The sequence below is a fragment of the Pseudomonas sp. p50(2008) genome, from assembly GCF_015351605.1.
Taxonomy (GTDB): domain Bacteria; phylum Pseudomonadota; class Gammaproteobacteria; order Pseudomonadales; family Pseudomonadaceae; genus Aquipseudomonas.
Map to the genome: position 1 here is coordinate 586,452 of NZ_JACMYF010000003.1, position 25,923 is coordinate 612,374.

Sequence of the window (25,923 nt, forward strand, 5' to 3'; positions counted from 1 at the left end):
TCCTCAGGAATGCGCTTGAGACAATTTGTTGTGTGTTTCAGGTCCGCTGACTGGCGGCTCTTTGAGCACCACACGCTTGATCGGGCCGACGATCACCAGGTAGCTGAACACCGCGACCAGGGCGTTGCAACCGACAAACACCAGCGCCCATTTGAACGATCCGGTGGAGCTGATGATGTAGCCGATGACTATCGGGGTGGTGATCGACGCGATGTTGCCGAAGGTGTTGAACAAGCCACCGCTGAGACCGGCGATCTGTTTGGGCGAGGTGTCAGACACCACGGCCCAGCCCAGCGCACCCACGCCTTTACCGAAGAACGCCAGCGCCATGAAGCCGACAACCATCCATTCGACGTCAACGTAGTTGCAGGCCACGATGCTGCTCGAAACCAGCAAGCCAGCGATGATTGGCGCCTTGCGGGCGAAGGTCAGGGAGTGGCCTTTGCGCAGCAGGTAGTCGGAAATCACCCCGCCGAGCACGCCACCGATGAAGCCGCAGATGGCTGGCAACGAGGCAATGAAACCGGCCTTGAGAATGGTCATGCCACGCTCCTGCACCAGGTACACCGGGAACCAGGTCAGGAAGAAGTAGGTGATGCCGTTGATGCAGTACTGGCCCAGATACACGCCGAGCATCATGCGGTTGGTCAGCAGCTGACGGATGTAGTCCCATTTCGGGCCGTCGACTTTTTTGCCTTTGCCCTTGTCCTGGTCCATGTCGACCATGCCGCCGTTGTCGGCGATGTGCTTGAACTCGGCTTCGTTGATCATCGGGTGTTGGCGCGGGCTGTGGATAACCTTCAGCCAGATACCCGAGAAGATGATGCCGATCACGCCCATGACGATAAACACGTGCTCCCAGCCGAAGGAGTAAACGATCCAGCCCATCAGCGGTGCGAACAGCACGGTGGCGAAATATTGCGCCGAGTTGAAGATCGCCGAGGCGGTGCCGCGTTCAGCGGTCGGGAACCAGGCCGCGACGATGCGCGCGTTACCGGGGAAGGACGGCGCTTCGGCCAGGCCCACCAGGAAGCGCAGCATGAACAGCGCAACGATCGCCGTGGACATGCCGAATTCACCGACGTAGCCCTGTAGCACCGTGAACAGCGACCAGGTGAAAATGCTCAGTGCATACACTTTTTTCGAGCCGAAACGGTCCAGCAGCCAGCCACCGGGGATTTGCCCGGCCACGTAGGCCCAACCGAATGCGGAGAAGATATAACCGAGTGTGACCGCGTCGATGCCGAGGTCTTTTTGCAGGCTGGAGCCCGCGATGGCGATAGTAGCCCGGTCGGCGTAGTTGATCGTGGTCACCAGGAAAAGCATGAGCAAAATCAAATAGCGGACATGGGTTGGCTTGGTCGCTTGCATGTAGATGTACTCCCACTGATTATTTTTATGCGCGGGTGAATCTTTGGTTCTTGCAGGAGTGAGCCTGCTCGCGATGGAGGTCAACGATGACGCGGGGCATCAAGTTTACCGCCGCGACTTCAAGACCATCGCGAGCAGGCTCGCTCCTACAGGGGTAATGCGTTTACGAGCCGATGTAGCTGGTCTTCACGACCGTGTAGAACTCTTGTGCGTAGCGACCTTGCTCGCGGGATCCATAGGATGAACCTTTACGCCCACCGAACGGAACGTGGTAATCCACGCCTGCCGTCGGAAGGTTGACCATCACCATCCCGGCCTGGGAGTGGCGCTTGAAGTGGTTGGCGTACTTCAGCGACGTGGTGGCGATGCCCGCCGACAGACCGAATTCGGTGTCGTTGGCCATGGCCAGTGCAGCCTCGTAGTCCGCGACGCGAACGATGTTGGCCACCGGACCGAAGATCTCTTCGCGGCTGATACGCATCGCGGCTTCACTGTCGGCAAACAGCGTGGGCGCGAGGTAATAGCCTTCGGTTTCGCAAGTCACCAAACCACCACCGCTGACCAGACGTGCACCTTCGGACTGGCCGATGTCGATGTACTTCAAATCCTGTTCAAGCTGAGCCTGCGAAACCACCGGACCAATGTCGGTACCGGTTTTCAGCGCGTGACCGACCTTGATCGATTTCATGCGCTCGGCCATGGCTTCAACGAACTGGTCGTGAATACCAGCAGTGACAATGAAGCGGCTCGATGCGGTGCAACGCTGGCCGGTCGAGTAGAACGCGCTCTGTACCGACAGTTCGACCGCTTGCTTGAGGTCGGCATCGTCGAGAATGACCTGCGGGTTCTTGCCACCCATTTCCAGCTGAACCTTGGCCTGGCGCGACACGCAGCTGACGGCGATCTGACGGCCGACACCCACGGAACCGGTGAAGCTGATGCCGTCGACTTTCGGGCTCTGCACCAGCGCATCACCGACCACACGACCGCTGCCCATCACCAGGTTGAACACGCCGGCCGGGAAGCCTGCGCGGGAGATGATTTCAGCCAGCGCCCAGGCGCAACCCGGTACCAGGTCCGCCGGTTTCAGCACGACGCAGTTACCGTAAGCCAGGGCCGGGGCGATTTTCCACGCAGGGATCGCAATCGGGAAGTTCCACGGGGTGATCAGACCGACCACGCCCAGGGCTTCGCGAGTCACTTCAACGTTGACGCCCGGACGCACCGACGGCAAATAGTCGCCGGACAGGCGCAGGCATTCACCGGCGAAAAATTTGAAAATGTTGCCGGCACGAGTTACTTCACCGATGGCTTCAGGCAGGGTCTTGCCCTCCTCCCGAGCCAGCAAGGTGCCGAGCTCTTCACGACGGGCGAGGATCTCGCTGCCGACTTTGTCCAGGGAATCGTGACGGGCCTGAATGCCCGAAGTGGACCAGGCCGGAAACGCTGCACGGGCGGCATCGATGGCGGCATGGACTTGAGCCAGGTCAGCTTTGGCGTAGTCGCCAATGGTGTCGGTCAGTTCGGACGGGTTGATGTTGGCGGAATAATCGCCACCGGCAACCCATTCGCCGTTGATGTAGTTATCGAAACGCTTTGCATCTGCCACTGTTCTATCTCCTCACGCAAAAGGCCGCTGATTACTCAGCGGCCTTGCTTAGTCGGTTGTTATTGCGCGCCCTGCTTGTCGATCAGTGCGGCCAGAGCTTCGTACTCTTCTGGCAGCAGATCGGTCAGCGGTGCACGCACAGGACCTGCGTCGTAGCCGACAATTTTTGCCCCGGCCTTGACGATGCTCACCGCGTAGCCGGCTTTGCGGTTACGGATGTCCAGGTAGGGCAGGAAGAAGTCGTCGATGATCTTGCCAACGGTGGCGTGATCTTCGCGGGCGATGGCGTGGTAGAAATCCATCGCGGTTTTCGGGATGAAATTGAACACCGCCGAGGAGTAGACCGGCACACCCAGCGCCTTGTAGGCAGCGGCGTAGACTTCGGCGGTCGGCAAACCGCCCAGGTAGCTGAAGCGATCACCGAGGCGGCGACGGATCGACACCATCAACTCGATATCACCCAGGCCATCTTTGTAGCCGATCAGGTTCGGGCAGCGCTCGGCCAGACGTTCCAGCAGCGGAGCGTTCAGGCGGCACACGTTGCGGTTGTAGACCACGACGCCAATTTTGACCGATTTGCACACGGCTTCAACGTGGGCGGCAACGCCGTCCTGGCTGGCTTCAGTGAGGTAGTGCGGCAGCAGCAACAGGCCTTTGGCGCCCAGACGCTCGGCTTCCTGTGCGTATTCGATGGCTTGACGGGTCGACCCCCCAACACCGGCCAGAATCGGTACGCTGGTTTCGCAGGTATCGACGGCGGTCTTGATGATTTCCGAATACTCGCTGGCCGCCAGAGAGAAGAACTCACCGGTGCCGCCTGCGGCGAACAGAGCCGAGGCGCCGTATGGGGCCAGCCATTCGAGACGTTTGATGTAGCCAGCGCGATGGAAATCGCCCTGGGCATTGAAATCGGTTACCGGGAAAGACAGCAGGCCGGAGGAGAGGATGGACTTCAGTTCTTGTGGATTCATTATTCGAACACCCTGAGTAGCGACGTCTAAGTTGTTGGGAAAACCGTTCAGCCTTCGCCGAGTTGTAGGTCATCGTACAACTTAAAATATAATCGTCAACTGCATTTCATCGCTGCCGGGTGAAAATTGTTCGACAAAAAAGGCTACGACTTAGATTTTTAGCCGGTTTCGGCGCAGAGAGGACCGTTCCGAGCGACATAATAAAAGATCGTTTCAGAGATACGTTGTCGGAAGATGTGGAATGACTACAGGTTTTAGTTTATGGCTTATGGCCCTATCGCGAACAGGCTCGCTCCTACAGGGATCTTCAGTGTGGCGAGATCTACTGTAGGAGCGAGCCTGCTCGCGATAGCGGTAATTCAGACGATGAATGACACGGACAGATTACCTATCCGCGCTGCGCCTCAGCCTCTTCATGCGCATGGCGCAGCCGCTCACGGCTATTGGTCAGGTGCAGACGCATCGCCGCCCGCGCCGCATCGGAATCCTGGCGGGAAATTGCGTCGTAGATCTCTTCGTGTTCACGACTCAACCGGCTCATGTAGTGCTGCTGGTCGTCATGGGCCAACCGCGCGGAGTTGAGGCGTGTTCGCGGAATGATGCTGGTGCCCAGGTGCGTCATGATGTCGGTGAAGTAGCGGTTGCCGGTGGACAGGGCGATCTCGAGGTGAAAGGCGAAATCCGAGGCCACCGCGTCACTGGCGTGGGATGCACTTTCGTTGAGCGCATCGAGGGCGGCACGCATGGTTGCCAGTTGCTCGGGGCTGCGACGTTGTGCAGCGAGGCCGGCGGATTCCACTTCGAGGCTGATGCGCAGTTCCAGAATCGCCAGCACGTCACGCAAGGTCACCACGGTTGCCGGGTCGATGCGGAAACCGCTCGGGCTCGGTGTGTCCAGCACGAAGGTGCCGATGCCGTGGCGGGTTTCCACCTGCCCTGCTGCCTGCAACCGGGAAATCGCTTCGCGCACCACGGTGCGGCTGACGCCATGGGCATCCATGATCGCCGACTCGGTGGGCAATTTGTCGCCACGCTTGAGGTGCCCGTCGCGGATCTGCTCGGACAGCACCGTCACCAGTTCCTGTGCGAGGCTGCGGCGCTTGCGAGGGAGGCGTGGTGCGTCGATCGGATTTTCCATGGTGTGCATCGGTCTCGAAAATTTCGGCTGAAACCGCATCATAGCTCAACGCGGTTGTACGATCACCTAACCCCTTTGGGAGCAACTGTGGTGAGGGGATTTATCCCCGTTCGGCGGCGAAGCCGTCGCAGAACCGCTGCCCTCGGTGTAACTGATACACCGAGGAAGCTGATTTGCGACGGCTTCGCCGCCGAACGGGGATAAATCCCCTCGCCACAAGATCCACCCAAAGGCAGGGCGGAGGAATTTACGCCGTTACGGGCTGTTCATTGAGGTGCCCATTTTCGATACGCACATGCCGTGGGTGGAAGCGCTTCAGGCTGCTGCGATGCCCGACGCTGACGATGCTCAGGCCCGGTATCTCGTCAATCAACGCCTGATGCATCGACGCTTCGTCCTCTTCGTCCATTGCCGACGTCGCTTCGTCCATATAGAGCCACTGCGGCGCGTAGAGCAGCGCTCGGGCAAATGCCAGGCGTTGCTGTTCACCCGGAGACAGCATGCGCTGCCAGTGGTTGGCTTCATCCAGACGGGAAATCAGATGCGGCAAACGACAGACTTCCAGCACGTGTGCGTAACGCTCATCCGGATAGGTATCACCCGTCTGTGGATAACTGAGCGCTTCACGCAGGGTGCCAATCGGCAGATAGGGTTTTTGCGGCAGGAACAGATAGCGCGCCGTTGGCAGACGAATGCTGCCATGGCCCGCTGGCCACAAATGCCCCATCGCTCGCAGCAACGTCGATTTACCACTGCCGGAGCGGCCGCTGATCATCACGCGGTCACCCTCTTCCACTGTCATATCGGCGCTGGTCAGCAGATGACGGCCGTCAGCGAGATCGAGGCCAAGGTTGTGCACTTTCAACACCGAGCCCGAGTTCTGCACATCGATCGCCGGTGGGCGCTGCTCGTTGTCAGTCATGGCCTGGCGGAAGCTCAACAGACGATCACAGGTCGCGCGCCAGGAGGCGAGGCTCTGATACGCGTTGATAAACCAGCTGAAACTCTCTTGCACGTTGCCAAACGCCGAGCTGATCTGCATCAGCTCACCGAGTTCGATCTTGCCGGCGAAGTAACGCGGCGCGGCCACCATGAAGGGAAAGATGATCGCCGCCTGGCTGTAACCGGCCGTGAAGAACGTCAGTCGCTTGGACACCTTCATGATGTCCCAGAAGTTGTGCCAGACCATCCCGAAGCGGTGGCTCAGGCGACGATTCTCGTTGGGCTCGCCGTTGTAGAGCGCGATACTTTCCGCATTCTCGCGCACTCGCACCATGGAGAAGCGAAGGTCGGCTTCGAAGCGTTGTTGTTTGTTGTTCAGGCCGATCAAGCGGCGACCGATCAAGTGCGTCAGCCAGCTGCCGATCACGGCGTAGACCAGCACACACCAGAACATATAGCCGGGAATGGTGAAGCCATAGACTTCAATACTGCCCGACACGCCCCATAGAATGATCGAAAACGACACCAGACTGACGACGTTACGCAGCAAACCAATGCCCAGTTCCAGGGTGTTGGAGGTGAAGTTGTTGAGGTCTTCGGAAATTCGCTGGTCCGGGTTATCGGTGTAACCGCCCTGCTCCAGGTGGTAGTAATTTTTGTTGCCGAGCCAGCGGGCAAAATGCTTTTCGGTCAGCCAGGCCCGCCAGCGGATGGTCAGCATCTGCGTCAGGTATAGCCGGTAAACCGCGCCAACAATCGCCACTGCCGCAATCGCGCAGAAATACAGAATCAGCTGCCAGAACGCGGCTTCATCCTTCTTTTGCAGGGCGTTGTAAAAATCCTTGTACCAGGTGTTGAACCACACCGAGATCCCCACGCTGATTAGCGACAGCGCAATCACCGCGATCAGCAGCGTCCACGCTTTGACCTTCTCTTCACTGTGCCAATAAGGCGTGATCATTGCCCAGACTTTGCGAAAAAACTGCCCGTGCACGGCATCGTTGACCGCGGAATATTCAGCGTTCTGATTCATGGAAAAGGCTCATTGGAGAAAAGAACACACACGAACCGATCATAGATGATCAGCTCGTGTTGTAACGCGGTGTGACAACAATTGTTCAGCACCGGTTCAGCGGCGGACCGGACGCTTCTGCAATTTGCGCTGCAGCGTGCGACGGTGCATGCCCAGGGCGCGGGCAGTGGCGGAGATGTTGCCTTCGTGTTCGGTCAGTACGCGCTGGATGTGTTCCCACTGCAGGCGATCCACCGACATCGGGTTTTCCGGCACCAGCGTGTCGAGGTCGGCGTGCTCGGAGAGCAATGCGGCCAGTACGTCATCGGCGTCCGCCGGTTTGCACAGGTAGTTGCAGGCGCCGCGCTTGATCGCCTCGACAGCGGTGGCGATGCTCGAGTAACCGGTGAGGATCACCACGCGCATTTCCGGGTCCAGTTCAAGCAGCTTGGGCAGCAACACCAGGCCGGAGTCGCCGTCCATTTTCAGGTCCAGCGCCGCGTAATCCGGCAGATCAGCCTGAGCGATGGTCAGGCCTTCTTCGGCGGAACCGGCGGTGCTGACGCGAAAGCCACGGCGAGCCATGGCACGGGCCATGACGCGGGTGAAGGTTGCGTCGTCGTCAACCAATAGCAAATGCGGCAGTTCTTCGCCTTCACCTTCGACTTGGATATCGTCACTCATGTTCGTCTCCTCGGGCGACACGGGGCAGGCGCAGCTCGGTGAGCGTGCCACCTTCCTCATGACTGTAGAGTTTCACTGAGCCGCCAGCGCGTGTCACGCTGGCCTTGCTCAAAAACAGGCCCAGGCCGAAACCTTTGCCCTTGGTGGTAAAAAAAGGTTTGCCGATCTGTTCGGCAATAGCCAGCGGCACACCGGCACCGTGGTCACGGATGCTGATGGTCAGATCTTCGGCATTCCAGTCCAGCGTGACTTGCAACCCTTCTGGGCAAGCATCGGCAGCGTTGTTCAGCAGATTCAGCAGCGCTTGAGTCAGGTCGGGTGGCGGCGCCATGCGCGGCACCGCTCCTTGCCCCAGGCGCTGGAAGCGATAGCTGGCTTCAGGGCGCATCAGGTGCCAGCGGTTCAGGGCTTCGTCGAGCCAGTCGGTGACGTCCTGCATTTCCACCGCCAGGCGCCGATTGGCTTCCGCCGCCCGAACAAGCTGCTGCAAGGTGTCCTTGCACGCCTTGACCTGATCCTGCAGCACCTTCAGGTCGTCCTGCAGCATCGGGTCCGGATGATCCTGCTGCATTTCCTTGAGCAGCACGCTCATGGTCGCCAACGGTGTGCCCAGCTCATGGGCGGCGCCGGCGGCCTGGGTCGCGACAGCCAGCAACTGCTGATCGCGCAAACCCTCTTCGCGCCGAATCGCGCGCAACTCTTCCTGACGACGCAGCTCTTCGGCCATCCGCGCGGCGAAGAAGGTAATCACCGCCGCCGCCAGGGCGAAGCTCAGCCACATGCCATAGACCTGCAGGTTTTCCCGGGCGATGGGGAAGGTTTGCAGCGGATAGAAACGCGCCAGCAACAGGGTGTACATCGTCAACGCTATACCCGACAGAATCACCGAATAGCGCCATGGCAAGGTCACGGCGGCGATGGTCAGCGGAACGAGGTAATACGAGACGAACGGGTTGGTCGAGCCACCGGAGAAATACAGCAGCGCACTGTGGATAAACAGGTCGCAGGCCAGTTGCACGGCATATTCGAGCTCGGTCACCGGCCACGAAGTGCGCAGGCGAATGGCCGTGAATGCACACAGCAGCATCGAGCAGCCGAGGGTGGCGGCCAGTTGAAACCAGGGCAGCGGCAGCAAGTCGAGCCAGTAAGCCAAACCAACGGAGCCGGCCTGGGCAGCCAGCACCAAAGTGCGGATGAACGTCAGACGCCAGAGGTTCTGGCGAGTCGCGGAAGTAATTTGGACGGGGGCGAGCATGAGCTCTCCTGATGAGCGCTCCAGGCGGATCGCCGGGAGTATAACCAAGCGTAGGGCCTGACAGGCAAAAGTGCGGCAAACGGCCACATGCTTGTTGGGCACTGCACAACCCTTGTAGCAGCTGCCGAAGGCTGCGTTCGGCTGAGAAGCAGACGCATATCCGGTATGCGCGGTTTTCCTGATGGACCGGTTTAGCGACTGCTTCGCAGTCGAACGCAGCCTTCGGCAGCTGCTACAGGGGATCGCGTCGATCTGTATTGAAGTTGTAACTGTGCGAACCGGATCAATAAAGCTAGAGTCTGATGGTTTCACGCAGGCTCGGACCTTAACCCCTGCGCACCGTCCAAGGAGTTTTCATGCACACTTTTCGCCGCAGCGCCGCCCTTCTCGCCCTGACCGTTGGCACCGTCGCCAGCCTTCCGGCCCTGGCCGCCGATGAGCTCCATTACAACCAGATTTCCCTGCGCGCAGAAGTCAGTCAGGAAGTGGCACGCGACCTGATGATCGTGACCCTCTATACCGAAGATCAGAACACCGATCCGGCCAAGCTCGCCGCTGACGTCAGCACCACCATGAACAAGGCGCTGGCCCAGGCCAAACAAGTCAAAGACATCACGCTGCGCCAGGGCAGCCGCAACAGCTACCCGATCTACGACACCAAGGGCCAGAAAATCACCGGCTGGCGCGAACGTGCCGAACTGCGCCTGGAAAGTTCGGATTTCGCCGCCCTGTCGAAACTGACGGGCGAACTGCTGACCGACCTGAAAATGGGTGGCATGGACTTCGCCATCGCTACGCCAACCCGCAAGGCCAGCGAAGACACATTGCTTAAAGAAGCCGTGACCGCTTTCAAAGCCCGTGCGCAACTGGCCACGGATGCCCTGGGTGGCAAGGGCTATAAAATCGTTAACCTGAACCTCAACAGCAACGGTTATCCACAACCGTACATGCGCGGCCCGATGATGATGAAAGCAGCCAGCATGGATGCCGCCCCAGTGACCCCGGAAGTCGAGGCCGGCACCAGCCAGGTCAGCATGACGGCGGATGGGTCTATTGAAGTGTTGATGCCTTAACCCGCGTCGCCCCCCGTAGGAGCTGCCGGAGGCTGCTCCTACAGGGAGATCGATGTATGCCGTTATTGAGGGTCGTCCTCAAAAACAGGTATTTCCTCGAATCCCGCCAACAACGCTACCCTGAGGAAGACATCGCTGCCCACATCCTCGGGGACTCCATGGAAAGAACCACCGTCAAACCGCTGTTACTCGCTCTCGCCTTAGCCTCCACCACCCCGTTCGCCCAGGCAGCCACAACACTGGTCTACTGCTCCGAAGCGAGCCCCGCCGGATTCGATCCCAGTCAATACACCAGCGGCACCGACTTCGACGCCTCGGCTGAAACCGTCTTCAACCGCCTCACCCAATTCAAGCGCGGCGGCACGGAAATCGAACCCGGCCTTGCCACAAGCTGGGACGTATCCACGGACGGCCTCACCTACACCTTCCACCTGCGCGACGGTGTGAAATTTCACACCACGGATTACTTCACCCCCACCCGCGACTTCAACGCCGACGATGTGTTGTTCACCTTCCAGCGCCTGCTCGACCCCCAAAACGCGTTCCGCAAAGCCTACCCCGCCGAATCGCCCTACTTCACCGACATGGGCCTGAACACGACGATAAAAAGCGTCGATAAAATCGACGATCACACCGTGCGATTCAGCCTGAACAATGTCGATGCCGCTTTCGTGCAAAACCTGGCCATGAGTTTCGCCTCGGTGCAATCGGCCGAATATGCTGCGCAATTACTCAAAGAAAACAAGGCCGCCGATCTCAACCAGAAGCCCATCGGCACGGGCCCTTTTGTATTCAAGCGCTATCAGAAAGACTCGCAAATCCGCTACACCGCCAACCGGTCGTACTGGAAGCCCGAAGACGTGAAACTCGACAACCTGGTCTTCTCGATCACCCCGGACGCGGCCGTGCGCTTGCAGAAGCTCAAGGCCGGTGAGTGTCAGGTCAGCGGCTACCCACGCCCGGCCGATATCGACGTCATGGAAAAAGATCCGAATCTGCGGGTGCTCAAGCAAGCGGGATTCAACCTCGGGTTCCTGGCCTACAACGTGACGCATCCGCCGCTGGATCAACTCAAGGTACGCCAGGCTCTGGACATGGCCATCGACAAACCGGCGATCATCAAAGCGGTTTACCAAAGCGCAGGACAACTCGCGCAGAACGCCCTGCCACCGGCGCAATGGTCGTATGACCCTGGCATCAAGGATGCACCCCACGATCCGGCCAAGGCCAAAGCGCTACTCAAAGAAGCAGGGGTTGCACCCGGTACCACTATTAATTTGTGGGCCATGACCGTGCAGCGCGCATCGAACCCCAACGCGCGGATGTCGGCGCAGATGATCCAGCAGGATTGGGAAAAAGTCGGGATAAAAGCCAACATCGTCAGCTATGAGTGGGGCGAATACATCAAGCGCGCCAAAAATGGCGAACATGACGCGATGATCTACGGCTGGACCGGCGACAACGGTGATCCGGATAACTGGCTCGGCGTGCTTTACAGCTGTGCGGCGGTGAAAGGCAGTAACTATGCTAAATGGTGCGACCCGGCCTACGACAAACTCGTGCAGCAGGCCAAGGTCTCCACCGACAAGCAGCAACGGATCAAACTGTACCAACAGGCACAGCAAATCCTTAAACAACAAGTACCTATCACGCCGATCGCCAACTCGACCGTTTTCCAGCCACTGCGCAAGGAAGTGACCGACTTCAGGATCAGTCCTTTTGGACTGACGCCCTTCTACGGAGTGGGTATAAATAAGTAACACCCCGCGCCAACCGGGTGCATCCGCTCTCATGGTTGCACCCGTCAGGTGCGCGATCTGCACCGAAAAAAACCGGCGCAAACGGTCAAATGCGCGTGAATTTATACATATGCGACATTAAGGTACGTTCGTGCCACTGTTTAAGGCTTGTAGCCACCCAGCATCTTGCAATGGGTATGGCCCCTGCATAAGTATCCGCAGGCACGACTCACGAGGTCGTCCTCTAATTCCAAAAATGACAACAAATCATGAGGCCACCATGCTTAAACACGCGGTCATTCCGTTTTTAGTCGGCGCCAGCCTGTTGGCTAGCGCTCCTTTCGCCTCTGCGGCGACTAACCTGGTGTTTTGCTCCGAAGGGAGCCCGGCCGGTTTTGATCCTGGTCAGTACACCACCGGAACCGACTTCGACGCCTCTGCAGAAACCATGTTCAACCGCCTGACCCAGTTCGAGCGCGGCGGCACCGCCGTGATTCCTGGCCTGGCGACCAGTTGGGACATTGCCGACGATGGCCTGACTTACACCTTCCACCTGCGTGAAGGCGTCAAGTTCCACACCACTCCGTACTTCAAGCCGACTCGTGAGTTCAACGCTGACGACGTGTTGTTCACGTTTAATCGCATGATTAACAAGGACGACCCGTTCCGTAAGGCGTACCCGACCGAATTCCCGTACTTCACCGACATGGGGATGGACACCAACATCACCAAGATCGATAAAGTCGACGACCACACCGTCAAGTTCACCCTTAAAGACGTAGACGCCGCGTTCATTCAGAACATGGCGATGAGCTTCGCGTCCGTGCAGTCCGCCGAGTACGCTGCCCAGTTGCTCAAGGACGGCAAGGCCGCCGACATCAACCAGAAGCCGGTCGGCACTGGTCCGTTCGTGTTCAAGAGCTACCAGAAAGACTCCAACATCCGCTACACCGGGAACAAGGACTACTGGAAGCCTGACGACGTCAAGATCGACAACCTGATCTTCGCCATCACCACCGACCCGTCGGTACGCATCCAGAAGCTGAAGAAGAACGAGTGCCAGATCACTCTGTTCCCGCGTCCGGCGGACCTGAAGGCGCTGAAAGAAGACAAAGCCCTGAAAGTGCCTGACCAGGCTGGTTTCAACCTGGGCTACATCGCCTATAACGTGATGGACAAGGTCAAGGGCAGCAACGAGGCGAACCCGCTGGCCCAGCTGAAAGTGCGTCAGGCACTGGACATGGCCGTCAATAAACAGCAGATCATCGACTCGGTTTACCAGGGCGCTGGCCAGCTGGCCGTTAACGCCATGCCGCCGACCCAGTGGTCCTACGACACCACCATCAAGGATGCCAAGTACGACCCTGAGAAAGCCAAAGAGCTGCTCAAGGAAGCTGGCGTCAAGGAAGGCACCGAAATCGTTCTGTGGGCGATGCCAGTGCAACGCCCGTACAACCCGAACGCCAAGCTGATGGCTGAAATGCTGCAGTCCGACTGGGCCAAGATCGGTCTCAAAGTCAAAATCGTCAGCTACGAATGGGGCGAGTACATCAAGCGCTCCAAGGGCGGCGAGAACCAGGCGATGATCATCGGCTGGAGCGGTGACAATGGTGACCCGGACAACTGGCTCAATGTGCTGTTCGGCTGCGACTCGCTGGAAGGCAACAACTTCTCGAAATGGTGCGACAAGAAATTTGACGGCATCGTCAAGGAAGCCAAGCGCACAACCGACCAGGCCAAGCGCACCGAACTGTACAAGCAGGCGCAACACGTCCTCAAAGACGCCGTTCCGATGACACCTATCGCTCACTCGACGGTGTTCCAACCCATGCGCAACAACGTGCAGGACTTCAAGATCAGCCCGTTTGGCTTGAACTCCTTCTACGGCGTCAGCGTCAGCAAATAAGATCTGGCAACGGCGACGTCTTTGACGTCGCCGTTGCTTTATCTACCGAGAAAGCAGGAAACGCCCTACGTCGACTTCCGCTGAGGACTACAGCAGCGAGGTGCGACGCGTCGACTTTTCCTACGAGTTTTTAGGACTCTGCGCATTTACTGCCGGCCCCCACGGCTCATACCGTCGGGGGATCCGACCAGTCCATGCGTGGGCTCTCGGTTATTGCTGCATGCACGGTCTGGATTCAAAGAGACCTCCTCCTCCCCGGACGGGACGGCGGGCTCATTGAAAAACACTACGAGAACAAGAGGGAGCGTCATGCGCCATACCTTGGTTTTATCCGCATTGCTGGGCACCGGCCTCTTGGCCGCCACGTCCATCAGCCAGGCCGCCACTGACAGCCTGGTGTTCTGTTCCGAAGGCAGCCCCGCTGGCTTCGACACCGCGCAGTACACGACCGCGACCGATAACGACGCCGCCGAGCCGCTGTACAACCGCTTGGCAGAGTTCGAAAAAGGTGCGACCAATGTCGTGCCGGGCCTGGCGACCAGCTGGGATATTTCCGAGGACGGCCTCACCTACACTTTTCACCTGCGCGAAGGGGTGAAATTTCATACGACCAAGTACTTCACCCCTACCCGCGACTTCAACGCCGATGACGTGCTCTTCACGTTCAATCGCATGCTGGATCCGCAACAGCCTTTCCGTAAGGCCTATCCAACCGAGTTCCCGTACTTCAACGGGATGAGCCTCAACAAGAACATCGCCAAGGTCGAAAAGACCGGGCCGCTGACCGTGGTCATGACGCTCAACAGTGTCGACGCCGCGTTCATCCAGAACATCGCCATGAGCTTCGCCGCCATCCTCTCCGCCGAGTACGCCGACAAGCTGCTGGCCGGTGGCAAGCCGAGCGACATCAACCAGAAGCCGATTGGCACCGGGCCGTTCGTGTTCAAGAGTTATCAGAAAGACTCGAACATCCGGTACACCGGCAACAAGCAGTACTGGGACCCGAGCCGGGTCAAACTCGACAACCTGATTTTCGCGATCAATACCGACGCTTCGGTACGCGTGCAGAAACTCAAGGCCAACGAGTGCCAGATCACCCTGCATCCGCGCCCTGCCGACGTCCCGGCCCTGAAGAACGATCCGAAACTCAAGCTCATCGAAAAGCCCGGTTTCAACCTTGGCTATATCGCCTATAACGTACGCCACAAGCCATTCGACCAGCTCGAAGTGCGCCAGGCGCTGGACATGGCGGTGAACAAGCAGGGGATTCTCAACGCCGTTTATCAAGGCGCCGGCCAGCTTGCAGTCAATGCCATGCCGCCGACCCAATGGTCCTACGACGAAACCATTAAGGACGCCGCCTACAACCCGGAAAAAGCCAAGGAATTGCTCAAGGCTGCCGGCGTGAAGGAAGGCACCGAGATCACCCTCTGGGCGATGCCGGTCCAGCGTCCCTACAACCCCAACGCCAAGTTGATGGCCGAAATGCTTCAGGCTGACTGGGCGAAGATCGGCCTCAAGGTGAAGATCGTCAGCTACGAATGGGGCGAGTACATCAAACGCACCAAAAACGGCGAGCACGACATCAGCCTGATCGGTTGGACCGGTGACAACGGGGACCCGGACAACTGGCTCGGCACGCTTTACAGCTGCGACGCCATTGGCGGCAACAACTACTCCATGTGGTGTGATCCGGCTTACGACAAGCTGATCAAGCAGGCCAAGATCGTCACCGATCGCGACCAGCGCACCGTGCTTTACAAACAGGCGCAGCAGTTGCTCAAGCAGCAAGTGCCGATCACGCCAGTCGCCCACTCGACGGTCAACCAGCCGTTGAGCGCCAAAATCGAAGGGTTCAAGGTCAGTCCTTTCGGTCGTAACGTGTTCTCGGGTGTCAGCATAGAAAAATAACCGATTAGCCGAAAAACGCTGGGGGCGGGTTCCGCCCCCACGCAAGCGTATTGCCTTAATTCGCCTATCAGGCTTGTTGCAAACGTTTGCATGCGTCAAATGAGTTCAAAACCAAAAAGCCGGATCACAAAAAAAGACCGGCATAAAAAAAAGAAAGAAAGGAGCTTCACCCATGAAACTGAGCAGCACCGCGTTATTGGCCCTGGCCATCAGCAGCATCACCGCCACGGCGTACGCAGAGACCCAAAGCCAGGAATTCACCCCGGTATCGGTCAACACCAAAAGCGCCCAAGCCGAAGCCACTGGCTTTGTTGAAGGCCAGTCGATCAGCGGCACGACCCGTAACTGGTACGCCAACGAGCAACTGAAACGCGGCGGCAAGTTCGCTTACAAGAAAGACGGCGTTTCGACCCCGACTGATCGCCGTATCAACTGGGTTCAAGGCACCATCATCAAGTACAACTCCGGTTTCACTGAAGGCACCGTTGGCTTCAGCACTGAAGTCGCTGCCTACAACGCCATTGCGCTGGAGCGCGACCGCGAGAACCTGGCTTCCAACAACGGCGGCGCACCGGGCACCCGTCCAGGCGCGGGCAACAACCGTACCCTGACCAAAGAAGGCGGCGACGCTCAAGGTCAGTGGAGCAAACTGGGCCTGGCCAACGTCAAGGCGCGTATCTCCAACACCACCCTGACCGCCGGCCGCATGAACTTCAGCAGCCCGCAAGTCGACGTTATCGGCAACCGTGCCCTGCCTTCGAGCTTCGAAGGTATCGCGATCCACAGCGAAGAACTGAACAACCTGTCCTTCGACCTGGCCACCTTCGATCGCAACTCACCGCGTACCGAAGAAAGCCTGAGCAAGTTCCGCTCCGAATACGGCTCGATCGACGCCGAAGCCGATCACGTGAACACCGCCGGTATCACCTACACGCCGTTCGCCAGCCTGACCACCAGCCTTTGGGGCACCCAAGCTGAAGACCTGTGGAACCAGTACTACTTCGGCGCCAGCCACGTGCTGGGTGACAGCTCGGTACTGAGCCTGACCACCGGCCTGAACTACTACAAGACCGTCGACGAAGGCAAAAAGCTGCTGGGCGAAATCGACAACGACACCTACTCCCTGTCGCTCGGCCTGACCCACATGGCCCACAGCCTGACCTTCTCGTATCAGGAAGTGAACGGTAACGAGTACTTCGATTACCTGCACGAAACCAACGGCATCTACCTGGCCAACTCCCTGCTGTCGGACTTCAACGGCCCGAACGAGAAATCCTTCCAGATCGCCTACGGTCTGAACATGGCCGAATACGGTGTGCCAGGCCTGAAGTTCAACATCTACCAGGCTCGCGGCTGGGGCATCGACGGTACCCACTACAAAGGTGGCGGCTACGATGGCGTGCAGGCTATGGACGGCGAAACTCACTACGAATACGGCATCGGCGCCGCGTACGCCGTGCAGAGCGGCCCGCTCAAGGCCACCGCGATTCGTGCGACCTACACCGCTCACCGTGCCAGCGAAAACCAGGCTGATGGCAGCATCAACGAGTTCCGTCTCGTGACCACCATCCCGTTCAACATTCTGTAATGCGCCTGCCGAACGGCTGATTCAGCGATGAATCGACCGTTCGGCGTTTGCCTTTCACCTGATTGCAGAGGGTTCTTGATGAAAATGCTTCCCCTACGTGCGGCCATCGCTGCCGCGTTGCTGAGTGTCGCTGTCGGCGTCTCGGCCAAGCCCTTGGTGGTTTGTACCGAGAACAGCCCGGAAGGCTTCGACACGGCCCTGTACACGACTGCAGTCACCGCCGACGCCGCAGCTGAAACCATCTTCAATCGCCTGGCCGATTTCAAGCCGGGTACCACTGAAGTGATTCCGGCGCTGGCCGAGTCCTGGGACATCAGCGAAGACGGGCTGACCTACACGTTCCACCTGCGCAAAGGCGTCAAGTTCCACACCACCGACTATTTCAAGCCGACCCGCGACATGAATGCCGATGACGTGCTTTGGAGTTTTCAGCGCCAGCTGGACCCGAATCACCCCTGGCATAAACAGTCGACCGTGGGCTTCCCCTACTTTGAAAGCATGGGCTTCAAAGAGCTGCTCAAAAGCGTCGAGAAGGTTGACGACAACACCGTCAAGTTCACCCTGACCCGCCGCGAAGCACCGTTCCTGGCCGACGTCGCCATGGCCTTCGCGTCGATCTACTCCGCCGAGTACGCCGACCAGTTGGTCAAGGCCGACAAGATGGGCGACCTGAACAACAAACCGGTCGGTACTGGCCCGTTTGTTTTTCAGCGTTACAACAAGGACGCCCAGGTCCGTTTCAAGGCCAACCCGGACTACTTCCGTGGCAAGCCTCCGGCAGACGCGCTGATCCTGGCTATCGGCACCGACAACAACGTGCGCCTGCAAAAGCTCAAGGCCAACGAGTGCCAGATCGCGCTGTATCCAAAACCGGATGACATCCCGAGCATCAAGAAAGACACCAACCTGAAGGTTGATGAAATGAACGCGATGACCGTTTCGTACATCGCCATGAACACCTCGCACAAGTACATGAGTGATGTACGCGTACGCAAAGCCATCGACATCGCCTTCGACAAAGCCGCAGCGGTCAACGCGCTGTTTGGCAAAGGCAATGCCACCGTGGCGGTCAACCCGTACCCTGACACCCTGCTGGGCTACAACCACAAATTGACCAACCCGCCTCGCGACCTGGACAAGGCCCGCGCCCTGCTCAAGGAAGCCGGCGTGCCAGAGGGCACTGTATTTACCCTGTTCACGCGTAATGGCGGGGGTGCGACCAACCCTAACCCGATGCTCGCCGCGCAGATGATGCAGGCGGATCTGGCCAAGGTCGGGATCAAGCTCGACATCCGCGTCATGGAATGGGGCGAGATGCTCAAGCGCGCCAAAAATGGCGAACACGACATGGTGGCAGCCGGATGGGCGGGTGATAACGGTGACCCGGATAACTTCCTGACGCCTATGCTCAGTTGCGAGGCGGCCAAAAACGGCGAAAACTACGCGCGCTGGTGTAACGAGAAGTTTCAGGCGCTGCTCGACGAAGCCCGGGCTAAAGTGAACCCGGACGAACGCGCAGCGCTCTATGAGCAGGCACAGGAGATTTTCAACCAGGACCAGCCTTGGATCGCCTTGGCACACACCCGTATGTTTACTGCAATGCGCAAGAACGTAGAGGGCTATCACATCAGCCCTCTCACCACTAATAACTTCGCCACCACCCAGGTGAAGTAGATAAGAAAACTCCCGGTGTCCCTGACCCCAGGGATACCGGGCACGCCTAACCGGCTGATGAGGTACACCACAAGATGTTTAGTTTTATTGCCCGCCGATTGGGGTTACTGATCCCCACGTTCTTCGGCATCACCTTGCTGACTTTCGCGTTGATTCGCATGATTCCAGGCGACCCCGTGGAAGTAATGATGGGCGAACGCAGAGTCGACCCCGAAATGCATGCTCAGGCAATGGAACGCCTAGGTCTCAACAAACCCCTGTATGCCCAATACCTGGATTACATTGGCAAACTGGCCCACGGCGATCTCGGCGAATCCCTGCGTACCCGTGAAAGCGTCTGGAGTGAATTCACTTCTCTATTCCCTGCGACCCTGGAACTGTCCATGGCCGCCCTGTTGTTCGCCGGCATCCTGGGCCTCCTGGCCGGGGTGATTGCGGCACTCAAGCGAGGATCCCTGTTCGACCATGGGGTGATGGGCATCTCCCTGGCGGGATATTCGATGCCGATCTTCTGGTGGGGCCTGATCCTGATCATGTTCTTCTCGGTGTCCCTGGGCTGGACCCCGGTGTCCGGGCGGATCGACCTGCTCTATGACATCGAGCCCCGCACCGGTTTCATGCTCATCGACACCCTGCTGGCCGATGATGTGGGCGCATTCTTCGATGCCCTGCACCACCTGATCCTGCCGGCCATCGTGCTCGGCACCATCCCGCTGGCTGTGATCGCGCGGATGACCCGCTCTTCGATGCTCGAAGTGCTGCGTGAAGACTACATCCGCACCGCCCGCGCCAAAGGCCTGTCGCCTTCGCGCGTGGTATTCGTCCATGGTTTGCGTAATGCGCTGATTCCGGTACTGACCGTGGTCGGCCTGCAAGTCGGCACACTGCTGGCCGGTGCGGTCCTGACCGAAACCATTTTCTCGTGGCCCGGCATCGGCAAATGGCTCATCGAAGCCATTGGCGCACGGGATTATCCCGTGGTGCAGAACGGCATCCTGTTAATCGCCTGCCTGGTGATTCTGGTCAACTTCGTAGTGGACATCCTCTACGGCTTTGCCAACCCACGCATCCGTCACCAGCGCTGAGATCATGACCATGACCACTCCAGCTTCAACTGCAAATCAAGCGGTAGCAGTCGATCAAAGCCTGCTGTACCCGTCTCCGTACAAAGAATTCTGGCAAGCGTTCTCCAAGAACAAAGGCGCTGTTGCCGGCTTGTTGTTCATGCTGCTCGTGGTCTTCTGCGCGCTTTTCGCGCCGTGGGTTGCGCCGCATAACCCGAGCGAGCAATACCGTGATTTCCTGCTGACCCCGCCGTCGTGGCTGGAAGGTGGGCAGTTGCAGTTCCTGCTCGGCACCGATGAACTGGGTCGCGACCTGCTGTCGCGGCTGATCCATGGTTCGCGCCTGTCGCTGCTGATCGGCTTGTCATCGGTAGTGATGTCGCTGATTCCGGGCATCCTCCTGGGTCTGTTCGCCGGGTTCTTCCCGCGCTTGCTTGGCCCGACCATCATGCGTCTGATGGACATCATGCTGGCCCTGCCGTCCCTGCTCCTGGCAGTGGCGATTGTCGCCATCCTCGGCCCTGGCCTGATCAACACCATTATTGCGATCGCCGTGGTTTCGTTGCCGTCCTATGTTCGTCTGACCCGCGCTGCGGTAATGGGCGAACTGAACCGCGACTACGTGACCGCCGCGCGCCTGGCCGGTGCCGGTCTGCCACGACTGATGTTCGTGACCGTGCTGCCTAACTGCATGGCGCCACTGATCGTTCAGGCGACCTTGAGCTTCTCCTCGGCGATTCTCGATGCCGCTGCACTGGGCTTCCTCGGCCTTGGCGTACAACCGCCAACCCCTGAGTGGGGCACCATGCTGGCTTCGGCTCGTGACTACATCGAACGCGCCTGGTGGGTCGTGAGTCTGCCTGGCTTGACCATTTTGCTCAGCGTGCTGGCAATCAACTTGATGGGTGACGGCTTGCGCGATGCGCTGGACCCGAAACTCAAGAACGCCGCCTGAGGAGATTCAAATGTCATTGCTAGAAATCAAGAATCTCAACGTTCGCTTTGGCGACAAGAACGCTGTTCCGGTGGTCGACGGTCTCGACATTTCTGTGGACAAGGGTGAAGTCCTGGCCATCGTTGGCGAATCGGGGTCCGGCAAGTCCGTGACCATGATGGCGCTGATGGGCCTGATCGAACATCCAGGGATCGTCACCGCCGACGCCCTGAATTTCGATGGCAAGAACATGCTCAAGCTCAGCAACCGTCAGCGTCGGCAAATCGTCGGCAAAGACCTGGCGATGGTTTTCCAGGACCCGATGACCGCGCTGAACCCGAGCTACACCGTCGGCTTCCAGATCGAAGAAGTGCTGCGCCTGCACCTGAAAATGTCGGGCAAGCAAGCGCGCAAACGTGCCATCGAACTGCTGGAAAAAGTTGAAATCCCGGGTGCTGCGAGCCGTATGGACGCCTACCCGCATCAACTCTCCGGCGGTATGAGCCAGCGTGTCGCGATCGCCATGGCGATTGCCGGCGAACCGAAACTGCTGATTGCCGATGAACCCACCACCGCACTGGACGTCACGATTCAGGCACAGATCATGGACTTGCTGCTGGCGTTGCAGAAAGAGCAGAACATGGGCCTGGTGCTGATCACCCACGACCTCGCCGTCGTGGCCGAAACCGCTCAGCGTGTGTGCGTGATGTACGCCGGTCAGGCGGTGGAAGTCGGTCAGGTGCCGCAACTGTTCGATATCCCGGCACACCCGTACAGCGAAGCACTGCTCAAGGCGATTCCGGAACACAGCCTCGGTGCGTCACGCCTGTCGACATTGCCGGGCATCGTTCCTGGTCGTTACGACCGCCCGCAAGGTTGCCTGTTGTCGCCGCGCTGCCCGTATGTGCAAGAGAATTGCCGCACCCAGCGTCCGGCCCTTGACCCGAAAAGCAACAGCCTCGCCCGCTGCTTCTACCCGCTGAACCAGGAGGTGGCGTAATGGCCGTCGTACTTACCGCCCGCGACCTGACCCGTCACTACGAAGTGTCCCGTGGCCTGTTCAAGGGCCATGCGACCGTACGCGCCCTCAACGGTGTGTCGTTCGAACTGGAAGCCGGAAAGACCCTCGCTGTCGTGGGTGAATCGGGTTGCGGCAAGTCCACCCTGGCCCGTGCGTTGACGCTGATCGAGGAGCCATCTTCCGGCTCCTTGAAAATCGCCGGGCAAGAAGTCACCGGTGCTGACAAGGCTCAGCGCAAGCAACTGCGCAAAGACGTGCAGATGGTGTTCCAAAGCCCGTACGCGTCGTTGAACCCCCGGCAGAAAGTCGGTGATCAACTCGGCGAACCGCTGCTGATCAACACCAATCTGTCGGCGGCTGAACGTCGCGAGAAAGTGCAGGCGATGATGAAGCAAGTGGGTTTGCGCCCTGAGCATTATCAGCGTTACCCGCACATGTTCTCCGGCGGCCAGCGCCAACGGATCGCCCTCGCGCGCGCCATGATGCTACAGCCGAAAGTGCTGGTGGCGGACGAACCGACTTCCGCACTGGACGTGTCGATTCAGGCTCAGGTACTGAACCTGTTCATGGACCTGCAGCAAGAGTTCAACACCGCCTACGTGTTCATCTCCCACAACCTGGCGGTCGTGCAACACGTCGCCGATGACGTGATGGTGATGTACCTCGGTCGCCCGGTGGAAATGGGCCCGAAGAACGACATCTATGCCCGTCCTCTGCACCCGTATACCCAGGCGTTGCTGTCGGCCACCCCGACCATTCACCCGGACCCGAACAAGCCGAAGATCAAGATTGTCGGCGAACTCCCTAACCCGCTGAACCCGCCTTCCGGCTGCGCCTTCCACAAGCGCTGCCCGTACGCCACCGAGCGCTGCAGCACTGAAGAACCGGCCCTGCGCCTGCTCGACAGCCGGCAGGTGGCTTGCCATTACGCCGAGCAGTTTCTGGACGGCGCGGCGTAAAAAAGTGGGAGCAACATTGCTCCCACAGTTTCAGCGTTGACCAAGCCCCTTCCACCCCGGCTGCGCATCAGTCGGGGCTGAAGGGGTTTTCTTTTGCCTGGGATTTACGTTTGGCTATCGCCTTCATCCGGGTCATCGGAGTCCGGCTCATCGGTGGTGGAGTCATCATCGTCCGCGCTGCCACCCTGGCCTTTATCCCCCGGTTCCGATTCGGACTTGGCGATCATCATGCCAGTGTGCACGACCTGCCCGTTCGACACGTGCTCACCCTTTTCCGGGCATTCGGCCCACGCCGCTGACATGCCGACGGCCAGCATCACCAAAACCTTAAGCAACAGCACAATGCGTTGAAAAATGCTCATAGCTGAATCCATCCTTTTAAGGGTGAAGCATGGAAGTGCCTGTGTGGGCGCTGAATGAAATCTAGTTCCGATTGACTCGGTTCTCCAGATAGGACGCTAACGAATGGGTGGAAATGCCAATGATCGCCAGACTGGTTTTGCATAATCATTAGGGCGATTGGTTATTTACGAAGGAAGGGATTCTCGTAGGAGCAAAGCTTGCTCGCGAGGGTGTGTCAGCTAACTTGATGCCAACTGACACACCCTCGCGAGCAAGCTTTGCGCCTACAAGTGTCGGGCCTGGTATCTGAGAGGAGTGTCGGAACAATGGATCTAGTGCAAACCCTGTTCGAGCTGGAGCAATGCCTGATGTCGCAGGCTACTCGAAGCAATGCCGAGGTTATTTCGGGCCTGATCGCCGACGACTTCACGGAATTCGGCGCTAGCGGCGGCGTCTGGCACAAAGCTGACATCGTCCAGCACCTGCCTGATCAACCCTTTACCCCACGGACCATCAGCGAGTTCGCAGTCAAGCAGCTCTCACCCAACACGGCATTGGTGACCTATCACTGTCACACCGGCTCCATCACCCCTGTCACAAGCTTGCGCAGTTCGATCTGGCGTCTGCAGGGTGATCGATGGCAGATGGTTTTTCATCAAGGAACATTGATTCCCCGTAACGACTGTCAACATAAAACGTCTAGGAGCGAGCCTGCTCGCGATGACTGAGTGTCAGTCAACATGAATGTTGAATGATCCGTTGCGATCGCGAGCAGGCTCGCTCCTACAGGGATTGTGTTCAGCCACAAAAAACCCCGCGGCTTTCGAAACGGGGTTTTGGTGTTTCGGATCAGCGCTTAGTGATGCTCACGCGTCGCGCGGAATTTCACGTCCGGCCAGCGCTCTTCCATCAGCGCCAGGTTGACCCGGGTCGGGGCCAGGTAGGTCAGGTGACCGCCGCCGTCGATGGCGAGGTTTTCCACGGCCTTGATCTGGAACTCTTCGAGCTTCTTCTTATCGCTGCAATCGATCCAGCGCGCGGAGTACACGGTGATTGGCTCGTACGAGCATTCGACCTTGTATTCCTCTTTGAGGCGGCTGGCGACTACATCGAACTGCAGCACGCCGACGGCGCCGAGGATGATGTCGTTGCTGCGCTCGGGGAAGAACACCTGGGTGGCGCCCTCTTCCGCCAGTTGCTGCAAACCCTGGCGCAGTTGCTTGGATTTCAGCGGATCGCGCAGGCGTACGCGGCGGAACAGTTCCGGGGCGAAGTGCGGGATACCGGTGAAGCCCAGGACTTCGCCTTCGGTGAAGGTGTCGCCGATCTGGATGGTGCCGTGGTTGTGCAGGCCGATAATGTCGCCCGCGAAGGCTTCTTCAAGCTGCTCACGTTCGGAGGAGAAGAACGTCAGGGCATCGCCGATTCGCACGTCTTTGCCGGTGCGCACATGGCGCATCTTCATGCCTTTCTCGTACTTGCCGGAGCAGATACGCATGAAGGCAATACGGTCGCGGTGTTTCGGGTCCATGTTCGCCTGGATCTTGAACACGAAGCCGGCGAATTTCTCTTCGATCGGCTCCACGGTGCGTTCGTTGGCGACACGGGCAAGCGGTTTCGGCGCCCAGTTGACCACCGCGTCGAGCACGTGATCGACACCAAAGTTACCCAGTGCGGTACCGAAGAACACCGGCGTCAGCTGGCCGTCGAGGAATTCCTGCTGATTGAATTCATGGCAGGCGCCTTGCACCAGCTCCAGCTGATCGACGAAGCGATCGTACTCGTCGCCCAAGTGCGCGCGGGCTTCATCGGAGTCGAGCTTCTCGATGATTTTCACCTCGGTGCGCTCATGGCCGTGGCCGGCGGTGTACACGATGATGTAGTCGTCGGCGAGGTGATAAACGCCTTTGAAGTCGCGGTAGCAACCGATCGGCCAGGTGATTGGCGCGGCCTTGATCTTCAGGACGGCTTCGATTTCGTCGAGCAGTTCGATCGGGTCGCGGATGTCACGGTCGAGTTTGTTGATGAAGCTGACAATGGGCGTGTCACGCAGACGGCAGACGTCCATCAGCGCGATGGTCCGTGGCTCTACGCCCTTACCGCCGTCGAGAACCATCAATGCCGAGTCGACCGCCGTCAGGGTGCGGTAGGTATCTTCGGAGAAGTCTTCGTGGCCCGGGGTGTCGAGCAGGTTGATCATGTGATCGCGATACGGAAACTGCATGACCGACGTGGTAATGGAGATACCCCGCTGCTTTTCCATTTCCATCCAGTCGGAGGTGGCATGGCGGTCGGATTTACGCGACTTCACCGTGCCCGCAATCGCAATCGCCTTGCCCATCAGCAAGAGCTTCTCGGTGATGGTGGTCTTACCCGCATCGGGGTGGGAAATAATGGCGAAAGTGCGGCGTTTCGCGACTTCGGCGGCCTGTTTGGTCATGGGAAATCGCCTGGCGGTGATTCAAAAAAGGGCGGCGAGTATAGCGCAAACCGACCTCGACAGACCACCGTTCACCCAGTCGCCCACGGCGATTAACGGGACCGTTGGGCCATCAAGGGTGGCTAATTGCTGCTAAATATGGAACCTTTTAAAAGGTGCAGACGTCCACTCCCCTGTTACTGCACTCGTACCAGGGGCTGATAAATCAGCAAGTTAGCCTGACGAGGCTGCGCTTATGGCCCGATTCATGTCCCTTTGCGGACATAGAACGAGCTGCTTCTCGCGAACGC

General features: G+C 58.8%; 20 protein-coding genes. 11 read left to right on the top strand and 9 right to left on the bottom strand.

Annotation, left to right across the window (positions count from 1 at the left end):
* Nucleotides 1–3: 3 nt before the first annotated feature.
* From H7698_RS11185 to H7698_RS11215, 7 genes are all read right to left on the bottom strand, one after another.
* Nucleotides 4–1,371, bottom strand: a complete 1,368-nt coding sequence (locus tag H7698_RS11185) for an MFS transporter (RefSeq protein ID WP_162440077.1) — start codon at nucleotides 1,369–1,371, stop codon at nucleotides 4–6.
* Between the two features lie 163 nt (nucleotides 1,372–1,534).
* The gene (locus H7698_RS11190; RefSeq protein ID WP_194691413.1) at nucleotides 1,535–2,980 is read right to left on the bottom strand and encodes an aldehyde dehydrogenase family protein; all 1,446 of its coding nucleotides are present in this window, start codon (nucleotides 2,978–2,980) and stop codon (nucleotides 1,535–1,537) included.
* Nucleotides 2,981–3,039: 59 nt separating this feature from the next.
* The gene (gene kdgD / locus H7698_RS11195; RefSeq protein ID WP_194691414.1) at nucleotides 3,040–3,951 is read right to left on the bottom strand and encodes a 5-dehydro-4-deoxyglucarate dehydratase; all 912 of its coding nucleotides are present in this window, start codon (nucleotides 3,949–3,951) and stop codon (nucleotides 3,040–3,042) included.
* Between the two features lie 388 nt (nucleotides 3,952–4,339).
* Nucleotides 4,340–5,089 (bottom strand): FadR/GntR family transcriptional regulator, encoded by a 750-nt coding sequence (locus tag H7698_RS11200; RefSeq protein WP_194691415.1) that lies wholly within the window; start codon nucleotides 5,087–5,089, stop codon nucleotides 4,340–4,342.
* Nucleotides 5,090–5,336: 247 nt separating this feature from the next.
* Nucleotides 5,337–7,064 (bottom strand): ABC transporter ATP-binding protein/permease, encoded by a 1,728-nt coding sequence (locus H7698_RS11205; protein WP_194691416.1) that lies wholly within the window; start codon nucleotides 7,062–7,064, stop codon nucleotides 5,337–5,339.
* Nucleotides 7,065–7,160: 96 nt separating this feature from the next.
* Nucleotides 7,161–7,727 carry a response regulator transcription factor gene (locus H7698_RS11210; protein ID WP_045061485.1) on the bottom strand — a complete coding sequence of 189 codons (567 nt, stop codon included), beginning with the start codon at nucleotides 7,725–7,727 and terminating at the stop codon, nucleotides 7,161–7,163.
* Entirely contained in the window at nucleotides 7,720–8,982 is a 1,263-nt protein-coding gene (locus H7698_RS11215) for an ATP-binding protein (protein ID WP_162440072.1), read from the bottom strand. Before H7698_RS11215 ends, H7698_RS11210 begins: the two co-directional genes overlap by 8 nt.
* Nucleotides 8,983–9,338: 356 nt before the next feature.
* On the opposite strand from H7698_RS11215, the gene H7698_RS11220 reads away from it, so the two are divergent.
* The 10 genes from H7698_RS11220 (at nucleotide 9,339) to H7698_RS11265 (ending at nucleotide 22,851) form a co-directional block, all read left to right on the top strand.
* Nucleotides 9,339–10,055, top strand: coding sequence for an SIMPL domain-containing protein (locus tag H7698_RS11220; RefSeq protein WP_194691417.1), 717 nt, complete (start codon nucleotides 9,339–9,341; stop codon nucleotides 10,053–10,055).
* A gap of 158 nt (nucleotides 10,056–10,213) precedes the next feature.
* Entirely contained in the window at nucleotides 10,214–11,815 is a 1,602-nt protein-coding gene (locus H7698_RS11225) for an ABC transporter substrate-binding protein (RefSeq protein WP_194691480.1), read from the top strand.
* A 259-nt stretch (nucleotides 11,816–12,074) separates the two neighbouring features.
* Complete coding sequence (locus tag H7698_RS11230) at nucleotides 12,075–13,700, top strand: ABC transporter substrate-binding protein (RefSeq protein WP_194691418.1); 1,626 nt, start codon at nucleotides 12,075–12,077, stop codon at nucleotides 13,698–13,700.
* Nucleotides 13,701–14,009: 309 nt separating this feature from the next.
* Nucleotides 14,010–15,611 (top strand): ABC transporter substrate-binding protein, encoded by a 1,602-nt coding sequence (locus tag H7698_RS11235; protein WP_194691419.1) that lies wholly within the window; start codon nucleotides 14,010–14,012, stop codon nucleotides 15,609–15,611.
* Nucleotides 15,612–15,783: 172 nt separating this feature from the next.
* The gene (locus tag H7698_RS11240; RefSeq protein WP_194691420.1) at nucleotides 15,784–17,199 is read left to right on the top strand and encodes an OprD family porin; all 1,416 of its coding nucleotides are present in this window, start codon (nucleotides 15,784–15,786) and stop codon (nucleotides 17,197–17,199) included.
* 78 nt (nucleotides 17,200–17,277) lie between these two features.
* Nucleotides 17,278–18,873, top strand: coding sequence for an ABC transporter substrate-binding protein (locus H7698_RS11245; protein ID WP_194691421.1), 1,596 nt, complete (start codon nucleotides 17,278–17,280; stop codon nucleotides 18,871–18,873).
* A gap of 74 nt (nucleotides 18,874–18,947) precedes the next feature.
* Nucleotides 18,948–19,958, top strand: a complete 1,011-nt coding sequence (locus H7698_RS11250) for an ABC transporter permease subunit (protein WP_017336505.1) — start codon at nucleotides 18,948–18,950, stop codon at nucleotides 19,956–19,958.
* Nucleotides 19,959–19,968: 10 nt separating this feature from the next.
* Nucleotides 19,969–20,892, top strand: coding sequence for an ABC transporter permease subunit (locus H7698_RS11255; protein ID WP_162440066.1), 924 nt, complete (start codon nucleotides 19,969–19,971; stop codon nucleotides 20,890–20,892).
* A 10-nt stretch (nucleotides 20,893–20,902) separates the two neighbouring features.
* A complete protein-coding gene (locus H7698_RS11260) occupies nucleotides 20,903–21,871 on the top strand; it encodes an ABC transporter ATP-binding protein (protein WP_162440065.1) in 969 nt (322 codons plus the stop codon).
* Entirely contained in the window at nucleotides 21,871–22,851 is a 981-nt protein-coding gene (locus H7698_RS11265; protein WP_162440064.1) for a peptide ABC transporter ATP-binding protein, read from the top strand. The genes H7698_RS11260 and H7698_RS11265 overlap by 1 nt, the downstream gene beginning before the upstream one ends.
* Before the next feature lie 104 nt (nucleotides 22,852–22,955).
* Here H7698_RS11265 and H7698_RS11270 read toward each other — a convergent pair whose 3' ends face one another.
* On the bottom strand, nucleotides 22,956–23,213 hold the full coding sequence (locus H7698_RS11270) for a hypothetical protein (protein ID WP_194691422.1): 258 nt from the start codon (nucleotides 23,211–23,213) through the stop codon (nucleotides 22,956–22,958).
* Between the two features lie 306 nt (nucleotides 23,214–23,519).
* Here H7698_RS11270 and H7698_RS11275 point away from each other — a divergent pair, with 306 nt between their 5' ends.
* Nucleotides 23,520–23,921: a nuclear transport factor 2 family protein gene (locus H7698_RS11275; RefSeq protein ID WP_194691423.1), complete on the top strand. Its 402-nt coding sequence runs from the start codon at nucleotides 23,520–23,522 to the stop codon at nucleotides 23,919–23,921.
* Between the two features lie 128 nt (nucleotides 23,922–24,049).
* On the opposite strand, the gene H7698_RS11280 is transcribed toward H7698_RS11275, so the two are convergent.
* Nucleotides 24,050–25,633: a peptide chain release factor 3 gene (locus H7698_RS11280; protein WP_194691424.1), complete on the bottom strand. Its 1,584-nt coding sequence runs from the start codon at nucleotides 25,631–25,633 to the stop codon at nucleotides 24,050–24,052.
* Nucleotides 25,634–25,923 lie beyond the last annotated feature (290 nt).

What these genes read in the sequence shown, in the direction of transcription:
- H7698_RS11210 (WP_045061485.1), bottom strand. Translation starts at nt 7,727, where the DNA reads ATGAGTGACGATATCCAAGTCGAAGGTGAAGGCGAAGAACTGCCGCAT.
- H7698_RS11205 (WP_194691416.1), bottom strand. Translation starts at nt 7,064, where the DNA reads ATGAATCAGAACGCTGAATATTCCGCGGTCAACGATGCCGTGCACGGG.
- H7698_RS11220 (WP_194691417.1), top strand. Translation starts at nt 9,339, where the DNA reads ATGCACACTTTTCGCCGCAGCGCCGCCCTTCTCGCCCTGACCGTTGGC.
- H7698_RS11185 (WP_162440077.1), bottom strand. Translation starts at nt 1,371, where the DNA reads ATGCAAGCGACCAAGCCAACCCATGTCCGCTATTTGATTTTGCTCATG.
- H7698_RS11280 (WP_194691424.1), bottom strand. Translation starts at nt 25,633, where the DNA reads ATGACCAAACAGGCCGCCGAAGTCGCGAAACGCCGCACTTTCGCCATT.
- H7698_RS11200 (WP_194691415.1), bottom strand. Translation starts at nt 5,089, where the DNA reads ATGGAAAATCCGATCGACGCACCACGCCTCCCTCGCAAGCGCCGCAGC.
- H7698_RS11230 (WP_194691418.1), top strand. Translation starts at nt 12,075, where the DNA reads ATGCTTAAACACGCGGTCATTCCGTTTTTAGTCGGCGCCAGCCTGTTG.
- H7698_RS11275 (WP_194691423.1), top strand. Translation starts at nt 23,520, where the DNA reads ATGGATCTAGTGCAAACCCTGTTCGAGCTGGAGCAATGCCTGATGTCG.
- H7698_RS11245 (WP_194691421.1), top strand. Translation starts at nt 17,278, where the DNA reads ATGAAAATGCTTCCCCTACGTGCGGCCATCGCTGCCGCGTTGCTGAGT.
- H7698_RS11215 (WP_162440072.1), bottom strand. Translation starts at nt 8,982, where the DNA reads ATGCTCGCCCCCGTCCAAATTACTTCCGCGACTCGCCAGAACCTCTGG.
- H7698_RS11235 (WP_194691419.1), top strand. Translation starts at nt 14,010, where the DNA reads ATGCGCCATACCTTGGTTTTATCCGCATTGCTGGGCACCGGCCTCTTG.
- kdgD (WP_194691414.1), bottom strand. Translation starts at nt 3,951, where the DNA reads ATGAATCCACAAGAACTGAAGTCCATCCTCTCCTCCGGCCTGCTGTCT.
- H7698_RS11240 (WP_194691420.1), top strand. Translation starts at nt 15,784, where the DNA reads ATGAAACTGAGCAGCACCGCGTTATTGGCCCTGGCCATCAGCAGCATC.
- H7698_RS11255 (WP_162440066.1), top strand. Translation starts at nt 19,969, where the DNA reads ATGACCACTCCAGCTTCAACTGCAAATCAAGCGGTAGCAGTCGATCAA.
- H7698_RS11250 (WP_017336505.1), top strand. Translation starts at nt 18,948, where the DNA reads ATGTTTAGTTTTATTGCCCGCCGATTGGGGTTACTGATCCCCACGTTC.
- H7698_RS11260 (WP_162440065.1), top strand. Translation starts at nt 20,903, where the DNA reads ATGTCATTGCTAGAAATCAAGAATCTCAACGTTCGCTTTGGCGACAAG.
- H7698_RS11270 (WP_194691422.1), bottom strand. Translation starts at nt 23,213, where the DNA reads ATGAGCATTTTTCAACGCATTGTGCTGTTGCTTAAGGTTTTGGTGATG.
- H7698_RS11265 (WP_162440064.1), top strand. Translation starts at nt 21,871, where the DNA reads ATGGCCGTCGTACTTACCGCCCGCGACCTGACCCGTCACTACGAAGTG.
- H7698_RS11225 (WP_194691480.1), top strand. Translation starts at nt 10,214, where the DNA reads ATGGAAAGAACCACCGTCAAACCGCTGTTACTCGCTCTCGCCTTAGCC.